The organism is Phycicoccus sp., from assembly GCF_035325325.1.
Classification (GTDB): Bacteria; Actinomycetota; Actinomycetes; order Actinomycetales; family Dermatophilaceae; genus Phycicoccus.
In genome coordinates this window covers 119,731-128,043 of the sequence record NZ_DAOLAC010000006.1, presented here as the reverse complement: position 1 = coordinate 128,043, position 8,313 = coordinate 119,731, and the positions used below count along the sequence as shown (strand labels likewise).

The window sequence follows — 8,313 nt, the reverse complement described above, 5'->3', positions numbered from 1 at the left end:
CCGCCGAGCCGCCCCCCCCCGCCCCCTGGGCGACGACGCCCCGCACGCGGGCCGCCCCGACGGCGTCGAGGAAGCGGCCGCGCGCGCCGGCCCGCCACACCGGGTCGGCGAGGGAGGCGGGGTCGGCGCCCATCGCCTCGAACATCAGCGCGCGGAGGACGACGAGCGCGTCGGCGTCGGCCCGGGTCGCCTCGCGGACCGTGGGAGCACTCACCGGCGCGGGCCCTCGGCGAGGCGCCGCCGCAGCTCGGCCCTCGGGGTCGTCGGGGAGGTCCCACCACGACTCGACCCACCACGTGGCGCCGGCGTCCGCCCACTGCCGCACCGGCGGGCGGACCTCGCCGAACGACCCGTGGCTGTCGCCCTCGACGACCACGTCGTACCCCTCCATGGACCGGCCGGCGTCGGCGCGCAGCGTGCCGATGCGACCGACGATCTCGCGCAGCGCCTCCGGGGTGAGCCGCGACCCGGGGTCCTCGAGCGAGCCGCCCGCGACCGCGGGGAGGACCCCCTGCCACCGCGCCGCCCGCTCGAGGGAGCGCTGGCGGGCGCGGCCGGGCTGGAGGAGGCCGACGCACCACACCGGCGGGTGTGGCCGCTGCACCGGCGGCGGCGGGAGCAACATCTCGACCGGCCGCGCGGACCAGTGCTCGCCGGAGTACTCGAACGGCTGACCCCCGAGGAGCCCCGCGTAGACCGCCAGCCCCTCGTCGAGCTTCGCGGCGCGCACCGCCCGCCCCTCGTCGGGCTCGAAGGCGAGCCAGTTCTCGTGCAGCGCCCCGAGCCCCACCCCGAGCGTCACGCGACCGCCGGAGAGGCGGTCGACCGAGCCGACCCGACCGGCGAGGTCCCAGGGCCGGTACCGCGCGGCCGGGGTGAGCAGGGTGCCGAGCCGGACGCGCTCGGTGAGCACCGCAGCCGCGGCGAGGGTGGCCCAGGCGTCCTGGCCCCACACCGCCTCCCAGGTGAGGACCATGTCCCAGCCGGCGGCCTCGGCGACCCCCGCCAGCTCGGCGAACTCGCGCTCGGTGGCCCACGGGACGACGGCTGCGTACCTCATCCCGCGAGCGTAGGCGCCACCGCCGACGACCGCCCGGGCGATGGCCGCGCGGCTGTGCGGTGGACGGTCCGCTCCACCGTTCGGACATCATCAGCCGGGGAATCTTCCGCGCCGCGGCGGGCCGTCCCTAGATTCCGGAGCGGTCCAACCACTGTGCCCGACCCGGAGAGAGGAGCACCGGTGGACACCGCGCACCGCCCCCGGATCCTCGTCGCCGACGACGACCCGGACATCCGCGACCTCGTGGAGTTCAAGCTCACCCAGTCCGGCTTCGACGTCCACTGCGTCGGCGACGGGCTGGAGGCCTGGGACGCCTTCGTCGGCAGCCCGCCCGACGGCATCGTCCTCGACGTCATGATGCCCGGCCTGTCCGGCATCGACGTCCTGCTCAAGATCCGCGAGCACCAGACCGGCCACCTGCCGGTCCTCATGCTCAGCGCCCGCTCCCGCGACGCCGACGTCGACGCGGGCTTCGCGGTCGGGGCGGACGACTACCTCGTCAAGCCGTTCAGCCCGCGCGAGCTCGTGCACCGCGTCAACGGCATCCTCGCGCGCCCGAGACGATGAGCATCGGCGGCTTCGTCGCCGTCTCCGGCCTCGCCATCGCGACCGCGTCGCTCGCCATGGCGGTCGTCATCGTCGCGCTCAAGGTCCACCGCAGCCTGCGCGCGAGGGTGTGGGAGCGCCGGGTCGAGCCGTACCGCCGTCGGGTCGTCCTCGTCGCCGCGGGCGAGGACACCGAGGACGGCGACACCCTCGCCGAGCTCGCCGGGCTGACCCGCGGGACCCGCAGCGACGTCGACGAGCTCGTCCTGCGCCTGCTCGGCAAGGTGCGCGGCGAGCCGGCCACCGAGCTGGTCGAGCTGCTGCGTCGGCACGGCGCCCTCGAGCGCTCGGCCCGGGAGCTGCGCAGCCGGTCGTCGCTGCGGCGCGCCCGGGCCCTGCACCTCATCGGCCGGTGCCGCGACTGGACCCACGCCGACGCGGCGATCGAGGCCCTCGAGGACCGCTCGCCGCGGGTGCGCGCCCAGGCCGCCCGGACGGTGGGGCAGATCGGCGACCCCCGCGCCGCTCGTCCGCTCCTCGAGGCGCTGCGCCTGGAGGGCGTCCACGCGGGGGACGCCGCGGAGGCACTGGCCGGCCTCGGCCACGGCGCCACCGATGCACTGCTCTGGGCGCTGCACGAGGGCTCGCCCCGGGCCCGCACCGTCGCCGCCCACCTCGCCGGCACCGGCGGGGGCCCGGCGGCGGCCCCGCTGCCCGTCCACCTCCCCGAGCGCAAACCCCCCCCCACAGGCCCCGGCCCCGCCCCCCCCGCCGGCGCGGGCGGGGACCGGCCGGCGGCCCCGCTGGCCGCCGACCTCGCCGGGCGCAACCCCGACCCCGCGGTGGCGGCCACCGCCGTCACCGCACTCGGCCTGGTCGGGCGCTCCTCGGACATCGGCGCCATCGCGGGGGCCACCGTGCGCTACCACCCGCCGCAGCTGCGCCGGGCGGCGGCCGAGGCGCTCGGGGAGCTCGGGGACCCCCTCGGGGTCGCGGTCCTCGTGCGGCTGCTCGCCGACCGCGAGTCGCAGGTCTCGGAGGCGGCCGCCCGCTCGCTGCTGGCCCTCGGCCCCGCCGGCCGCGCCGCCCTCGCCCTCAACGCGCACCTGCCCACGGCCGGGGCCGCCCTCGCCCAGGCCCGGCTCACGGGGGTGGCGGTGTGACCTGGGCCGAGGTGCACGATGGCGTGCACGGGGCGCTCGAGGCGTTCTTCTCGGTCACCGCGCCGTTCGTGTTCACCTACTTCCTCCTCATCAACACCTCCTACCTCGTCCTCGTCGTCCTCGCGGCCGGCGGCTTCCACCGGCACATGCGCGAGAAGGACACCCGCCGCGAGATGACGGCGGGGGAGATGACCCCCGGGGTCTCGGTCGTCGTCCCGGCGTACAACGAGGAGACCCTCATCGTCACCTCGGTGCGGGCGATGCTCGCGCTGCGCTACCCCCGGCACGAGGTCGTCGTCGTCGACGACGGCAGCACCGACGGCACGCTGGCCGCGCTCACCCGGGCCTTCGACCTCGTCGAGGTGCCCCACCGCGCGACCGGGGAGATCCCCGTGCGCGTGGCGGTCCGCCGGGTCCTCGTCCCGCGCAACGGGCACACGCCGCTGCTCGTCGTCTCCAAGGACAACTCCGGCCGCTCCGAGGCCATCAACGTCGGCATCAACGCGGCCCGTCAGGAGATCGTCGTCATCACCGACGCCGACTCGGTGCTCGAGCCGGACGCGCTGGTGCGGGTCACCCAGCCCTTCATCGACGACCCGCTCCGGGTGGTCGCGGCCGGCGGCACCGTGCGGGCGGTCAACGGCAGCAAGGTGATGTCCGGACGCCTCGTCCGCCTCCAGATGCCGAGGTCGTGGCTGGCCCGCGCGCAGGTGATGGAGTACCTGCGCAGCTTCCTCATCGGGCGCACCGGCTGGGCGGCGGTCGACACCCTGCTCCTCATCAGCGGTGCGTTCGGCGTCTACCGGCGCGACGTCGTCATCGAGGCCGGCGGGCTCGACCCGGACAGCATCGGTGAGGACTTCGAGCTCTGCCTCAAGGTGCACCGGATGATGCGCGACGCCGGGCGCGAGTACCGGATGGTCTTCGTGCCCGAGCCGGTGTGCTGGACCGAGGTGCCGACGACGCTCGCGGTCCTGCACCGCCAGCGCAAGCGGTGGCACCGCGGGCTGTGGGAGACCCTGTGGGCCTACCGCGGCATGCTCTTCCGCCGGCGCTACGGCCGGATCGGCTGGCTCGGGCTCCCGTACTACTGGGCCTTCGAGCTCGTCGCGCCGCTCCTCGAGGTCGTCGGCATCGTCGTCGTCCCGCTCGGCCTGGTCTTCGGCGCCGTCAACGTGCGCTTCGCCCTGCTCCTCCTGCTCGTCGCGTACGGCTACGCGATCCTCGTGACGCTCGCCGCGATGTCGGTGGAGGAGTGGGCCTTCCACCGGTACGAACGGTGGCGCGACCTCGCCGTCGCCGTCGTCGCCACCGTCTTCGAGAACGTCGGCTACCGCCAGCTGACCGTCTGGTGGCGGCTCGAGGGGTGGTGGGCCAGCCTGCGCGGCACCCAGCCGGTGTGGGGTGTGATGACCCGGGCCGGGTTCGAGGAGGACACGGCGTGAGCGCCCCCGCGGCGTGGGCGGGCAACGTGGCCGCCACGGGTGTCGCGCTCGCAGCGATGGCGGTGGCGGCGGTCCTCGTCGCGACCGGTGCCGCCCTGCTCGTCCGGCACCGCACGGCGGCGGGTCTCGCCGCCCTCGCCGCCGCCCGCGACGAGCACGCCACCGCGACCGCCGAGGTCGAGCGGCTGCACGCGCTCGCCGTCGAGGTGGTGCGCAGCGTGCACGGTGCGACCAACCTCGCGACGGCCCTGCGCGGGGTGTGCGCCCGGGTGGGGCAGACCCTCGACGTCGACCGCGTCGCCCTCCTGACGCTCGGCGACGACCGCGAGCTGCGCAAGTGGGAGCAGTGGCACCGCCCGGAGCTCTCCTCGATGCCGCCGCCGCCGGCCGAGCTCGTCGCCCTCGTCGCACCTGTTGCCCACGAGCTGCTGCTCGGCGCCCGCGTCGCGGTCCCGGACGTCCTCGCGCCCGGCCACCGCCAGGACGCGCTGACCGGCGAGCTGCGCCGCCTGTCCGGCGAGGCCCGGGCCCTCCTCGTCCTGCCCGTCGGGGTCACCGAGCGCGGCCTGGGCCTCCTGGTCTGCCTGACGACCGACCGGCCCCGCCCCTGGAGCGCCGCGGAGGTGCGGGCGGTGGAGGAGGTCTCCGCCTTCGTCGCGCAGGCGGTCGTCAACCAGCGCCTCCTCGAGGTGCAGGAGCTCCAGGTGCGCGAGCTGCGCGCGCTCGACGAGTACAAGGACGAGTTCCTCGCCACCGTCAGCCACGAGCTGCGCACGCCGCTCACCTCGATCGGCGGCTACCTCGAGATCCTCCGCGACGGTGACCTCGGCGAGGTGCTGCCGGCCCAGGAGCGGGCGCTCGACGTCATCGAGCGCAACGCCGAGCGCCTGCGGGGGCTCATCGAGGACCTCCTCGTCCTCGGCCGGATGGAGTCCGCCGGCCCGCAGGCCGCCCGTGAGCCGGTCGACCTGGCCGACGTCGCGGCCACCGCCGTCGAGCTGTTCGGCCCGAGTGCGGCCCACGCGGACGTGCACCTCGTCCTCGAGGTGCCCGAACGCGGCCTCGTCGTCGAGGGCGACGCCGCCCAGCTCGAGCGGGCGGTCCTCAACGTGCTGGGCAACGCGGTGAAGTTCACCCCCGCCGGCGGCCGCGTCACCCTCCGGGCCCGGAGCGACGGGCGATCGGTCCGCGTGGAGGTCGAGGACACCGGCATCGGCATCTCGGCCGGCGACCTCGCGCGGCTCTCCGAGCGGTTCTTCCGCGGGGCCACCGCCACGGCCGCCGAGATCCCCGGGAGCGGCCTCGGGCTGAGCATCGTGCGGGGCCTCGTCGAGGCCCACGGCGGCGTCGTCGACATCGGCTCCGCCGAGGGGTACGGGACGACCGTCGGCCTCGTCCTCCCGGTCGCGCTCGAGGTCCCCGGGGCGACCGCGGACGCCGGTGCGGACGCGCCGGCCGAGCCGGCGCCACCCCCCGACCGGCCGGTGCCCGCGCGGGGGAATGCCCTGCCGACCGGCGCCGTTTAGGTCACCGTGTGCCACCTCTGGCACACTTGACCGCTGGACCGGTTCACGGCACAGACGCGTTTCCTGAGCGACCTCCCCACGAGGGTCGCAGGCGGGGCGCCAGAGGGCTTGCAGCAGAGTGCTGGGCCCGCCGACCCGGGGACATCCGAGGAGAACATCGTGAAGAAGGACATCCACCCGGAGTACGTGGAGACCACCGTCACCTGCACGTGTGGCAACACGTTCACCACCCGCAGCACGGCGGCGGGCGGCGTCATCCACGCCGACGTCTGCAGCGCCTGCCACCCGTTCTACACGGGCAAGCAGAAGATCCTCGACACCGGTGGCCGCGTGGCCCGGTTCGAGGCCCGCTACGGCAAGAAGGCCGCCAAGTAGCATCCGCGACGCGCCGGTCCGTCCCCTCCTGGGCGGGCCGGCGCGTCCGTGTCTCCGCCCCGTCCCGCCCGTGCCCGAGGAGGCAACGCCGATGATCGAGTCCGCCGAGGCGCTCGTCGCCGAGCACGCCGCCCTCGAGCGCGAGATGGCCGACCCCGCGGTCGCCGCCGACCCCGAGCGCAGCCGCGAGGTCGCCAAGCGGTACGCTGCGCTCGGCCCGACCGTGGCGGCCCACTCCGCGTGGGTGCGGGCCCGCGACGACCTCGGGGCGGCCCGCGAGCTGGCCCGCGAGGACGCCGCGTTCGCCGACGAGGTGCCCGCCCTCGAGGCGGCGCTCGCCGAGGCCGAGGACCGGCTGCGCCGGCTCCTGGTGCCCCGCGACCCCGAGGACGACCGCGACGTCATCCTCGAGGTCAAGGCGGGGGAGGGCGGCGAGGAGTCCGCGCTGTTCGCCGGCGACCTGCTGCGGATGTACCTGCGGCACGCGGAGCGGCGCGGCTGGCGCACCGAGGTGCTCGACGCCACCGAGTCCGACCTCGGCGGCTACAAGGACGTCCGCGTGGCCGTGAAGTCCCGCGGCGTCCCCCGGCCGGGTGAGGCGCCGTGGGCGCGGCTGAAGTACGAGGGCGGGGTCCACCGGGTGCAGCGCGTCCCGGTCACCGAGAGCCAGGGCCGGGTCCACACCTCGGCCGCGGGCGTGTGGGTGATGCCGGAGGCCGAGGAGGTCGAGGTGCAGATCGACCCGAACGACCTGCGGGTCGACGTCTTCCGCTCCAGCGGTCCCGGCGGGCAGAGCGTCAACACGACCGACTCCGCGGTCCGGATCACGCACCTGCCGACCGGCCTGGTCGTCTCGTGCCAGAACGAGAAGAGCCAGCTGCAGAACCGCGAGGCGGCGCTGCGGGTGCTCCGCGCGCGGCTGCACCAGATCGCCGTCGACGAGCGCCGGGCCGCCGAGTCCGACGTCCGGGCGGGCCAGGTGCGCACCGTCGACCGGTCCGAGCGCATCCGCACCTACAACTTCCCGGAGAACCGGATCAGCGACCACCGCACCGGGTACAAGGCGCACAACCTCGACGCCGTGCTGGACGGCGACCTCGACCCGGTCGTCCAGTCGGCGCTCGACGCCGACGAGGCCGCGAAGCTCGCGGCGATCGCCGACCGATGACCACGCCGCCCCACCCCACGATCGCCGCGGCGGTCGCCTCCGCCCGTGCCGCGTTCGACGGGGAGGGCATCGGCTCGCCCGATGCCGACGCCGTCGAGCTCGCGGCCTTCGCGCTGGGCACCGACGCCTCCGAGGTCCGGCGGCGCATGGTGCTCCGCGACGCCGCCGACGCGGGTTTCCTCGACCGCTACGACGGCCTCGTCGCGGAGCGACTCTCGCGGGTCCCGCTGCAGCACCTCACCGGACGAGCCTTCTTCCGGCGGCTCACCCTCGCCGTCGGGCCCGGTGTCTTCGTCCCCCGGCCGGAGACCGAGGTGACGGCCGGCCTCGCCATCGACGCGGCCCGCGAGGCGGGGGAGCGGCCGCTCGTCGTCGACCTCTGCACCGGGTCGGGCGCCATCGCCCTTGCCGTCGCCGACGAGGTCCCCGGAGCGCGGGTGCACGCGGTCGAGCTCGGACCCGAGGCGCACGCCTGGGCCGCACAGAACGTGGCGCGCCTCGGCCTGCTCGTCCAGCTGCGCCTGGGCGACGCCACGACCGCCTTCGACGACCTCGAGGGCTCCGTCGACGTCGTCGTGAGCAACCCGCCGTACATCCCGGACGGTGCCGTGCCCGTCGACCCCGAGGTGCGCGACCACGACCCGGAGCTGGCGCTCTACGGTCGCTCACGCGACGGCCTCGCCGTGCCGCTCGCCGTCGCCGCCCGCGCCGCGGTGCTCCTCCGGCCCGGCGGCACGCTGGTCATGGAGCACGCCGACGAGCAGGGCGAGAGCCTCCCGGCGGCGCTGCGCGCGACGGGTGACTGGGTCGACGTCGTCGACCACCGCGACCTCACCGGGCGCCCGCGCACCACGGTCGCGGTGCGAGCCTCCTAGGCTGGCCCCCATGAGCCCGGTCTTCGACTGCACCACCGAGGCGGGGCGCGCCGACGCGCTCCCGAAGGTCGCCGAGGGCGTGCGCCGCGGCAGCCTCGTCGTCCTGCCCACCGACACCGTCTACGGCATCGGCGCGGACGCGTTCTCCCCGGAGG

At 75.9% G+C, this 8,313-nt stretch carries 9 protein-coding genes; 8 read left to right on the top strand and 1 reads right to left on the bottom strand.

From position 1 onward, the window contains the following. A partial coding sequence (locus PKA89_RS06600; RefSeq protein WP_324417804.1) for an LLM class flavin-dependent oxidoreductase occupies positions 1-1,060 on the bottom strand: 1,060 nt, incomplete at its 3' end. Positions 1,061-1,240: 180 nt separating this feature from the next. On the opposite strand from PKA89_RS06600, the gene PKA89_RS06595 reads away from it, so the two are divergent. The 8 genes from PKA89_RS06595 to PKA89_RS06560 form a co-directional block, all read left to right on the top strand. Then, positions 1,241-1,627, top strand: a complete 387-nt coding sequence (locus PKA89_RS06595; protein WP_324417802.1) for a response regulator transcription factor — start codon at positions 1,241-1,243, stop codon at positions 1,625-1,627. After that, complete coding sequence (locus tag PKA89_RS06590; protein WP_324417801.1) at positions 1,624-2,769, top strand: HEAT repeat domain-containing protein; 1,146 nt, start codon at positions 1,624-1,626, stop codon at positions 2,767-2,769. The genes PKA89_RS06595 and PKA89_RS06590 overlap by 4 nt, the downstream gene beginning before the upstream one ends. Beyond that, positions 2,766-4,214 (top strand): glycosyltransferase, encoded by a 1,449-nt coding sequence (locus tag PKA89_RS06585; protein WP_324417799.1) that lies wholly within the window; start codon positions 2,766-2,768, stop codon positions 4,212-4,214. The genes PKA89_RS06590 and PKA89_RS06585 overlap by 4 nt, the downstream gene beginning before the upstream one ends. Continuing rightward, a complete protein-coding gene (locus tag PKA89_RS06580) occupies positions 4,211-5,740 on the top strand; it encodes an ATP-binding protein (RefSeq protein ID WP_324417797.1) in 1,530 nt (509 codons plus the stop codon). Before PKA89_RS06585 ends, PKA89_RS06580 begins: the two co-directional genes overlap by 4 nt. 159 nt (positions 5,741-5,899) lie before the next feature. Next, positions 5,900-6,115, top strand: coding sequence for a 50S ribosomal protein L31 (gene rpmE / locus PKA89_RS06575; protein ID WP_324417794.1), 216 nt, complete (start codon positions 5,900-5,902; stop codon positions 6,113-6,115). A gap of 91 nt (positions 6,116-6,206) precedes the next feature. Next, positions 6,207-7,283: a peptide chain release factor 1 gene (gene prfA / locus PKA89_RS06570; RefSeq protein ID WP_324417792.1), complete on the top strand. Its 1,077-nt coding sequence runs from the start codon at positions 6,207-6,209 to the stop codon at positions 7,281-7,283. Continuing rightward, positions 7,280-8,158, top strand: a complete 879-nt coding sequence (prmC, locus tag PKA89_RS06565) for a peptide chain release factor N(5)-glutamine methyltransferase (protein ID WP_324417790.1) — start codon at positions 7,280-7,282, stop codon at positions 8,156-8,158. Before prfA ends, prmC begins: the two co-directional genes overlap by 4 nt. A gap of 10 nt (positions 8,159-8,168) precedes the next feature. Beyond that, positions 8,169-8,313: Sua5/YciO/YrdC/YwlC family protein (locus tag PKA89_RS06560; RefSeq protein ID WP_324417810.1), on the top strand; the 145-nt coding region annotated here is incomplete at its 3' end.

What these genes read in the sequence shown, in the direction of transcription:
- PKA89_RS06590 (WP_324417801.1), top strand. Translation starts at nt 1,624, where the DNA reads ATGAGCATCGGCGGCTTCGTCGCCGTCTCCGGCCTCGCCATCGCGACC.
- prfA (WP_324417792.1), top strand. Translation starts at nt 6,207, where the DNA reads ATGATCGAGTCCGCCGAGGCGCTCGTCGCCGAGCACGCCGCCCTCGAG.
- prmC (WP_324417790.1), top strand. Translation starts at nt 7,280, where the DNA reads ATGACCACGCCGCCCCACCCCACGATCGCCGCGGCGGTCGCCTCCGCC.